Annotated in this window: 1 protein-coding gene; it reads right to left on the bottom strand. The window is 59.1% G+C overall.

Annotation, left to right across the window (positions count from 1 at the left end; all coding sequences use genetic code 11):
• Positions 1-1,083 (bottom strand): IS630 family transposase, encoded by a 1,083-nt coding sequence (locus BJQ90_RS09125; RefSeq protein WP_226759973.1) that lies wholly within the window; start codon positions 1,081-1,083, stop codon positions 1-3.
• Positions 1,084-1,138: the final 55 nt, after the last annotated feature.

The raw sequence follows: 1,138 nt of genomic DNA, 5'->3' as shown, positions 1-1,138 counted from the left end.
CTAGTGTTCCGTGTTAATGGTTTGTTTGCGTTTCATCTTGCCCAGGAGATACTCCGCTGATTTGGTCCAGGTGAATGGTTTGGCGTCCTGGTTGTAGTTCTCGATGTAGCGTTCCATGGTTTGTTCCAGCTCTTTCACCGAGCTGAATGCCCCGCGTTTGAGGCACTGGCGGGTGATGATCCCGAAGAAGATCTCCACCATGTTCAGCCAGGAACAGCTGGTCGGGGTGAAATGCAGGGTGACCCGCGGGTTTTCAGCCAGCCAGTCCTTGACGTTCTGGTGCTTATGGGTCGCGTAATTGTCGCAGATGACATGCAGCTCAACCCCGGGGTGGGCGTCCGCGACCCGGCCCAGGAAATCGACGAACTCGATATTGGTGTGCTTGGGATAGAAGGCGTTCGCACTGAGTTTGCCCGTGAGGACCTCCAAGGCGGCGAACAAGGTGGTGGTGCCGTTCCGCTTGTAGTCATGGGTCTGCTGCAGCGGGTGCGTCGAGGACAACGGCTGATCCGGGCCGGTACGGGACAGCGCCTGGATTTGGGTCTTCTCATCGATACTCACCACCACCGCGTTTTCCGGCGGAGACATATACAGGCCCACCACATCCCGGAGCTTGAACTCCAGGGCGGGATCGGTGGAGAACTTGAACGTCTCGATCCGGTGCGGCTGGATTTTCCAACGACGCCAGATCCGGGCCACCGAGGAAAAGGAGACTCCGTGGCGTTCGGCCATGATCCGGGCGGACCAGTGCGAGATCCCCAACTCGGCCGGCGGCTTCCCGTCATTGGTCAGGGTGTCCGCGATCAGGGCAAGCTCGTCGATTTCCCGCTCCCGGCCCGGACGCTGGACATCGGACAAGGCCTCGATGCCACCCTCGACATAGCGGTTGCGCCACTTCAAAACCGTGGGCGCCGAAAACCCCGTGATCTTCTCGATCTGGATATTCGGCATCCCGTCGGCAGCCAACAAAACCGTGCGCGCCCGCAACGCCAACGACGCGGAGGAAGAATTCCCACGAGTCAGCGCCTCCAGAGCCCCCCGGTCCCCGTCACGCAATTCCAAAGCCCTTGCCAGATAAACCATGAATCAAGTCTGACAAAAAACCATACCCAAAGGAATCACCGACACGCTACACTAG

It is taken from the genome of Arthrobacter sp. SO3 (genome assembly GCF_020532825.1).
Classification (GTDB): domain Bacteria; phylum Actinomycetota; class Actinomycetes; order Actinomycetales; family Micrococcaceae; genus Arthrobacter.
Note: the sequence above shows the minus strand (reverse complement) of the source record. Positions and strands in the feature narration are given on the sequence as shown.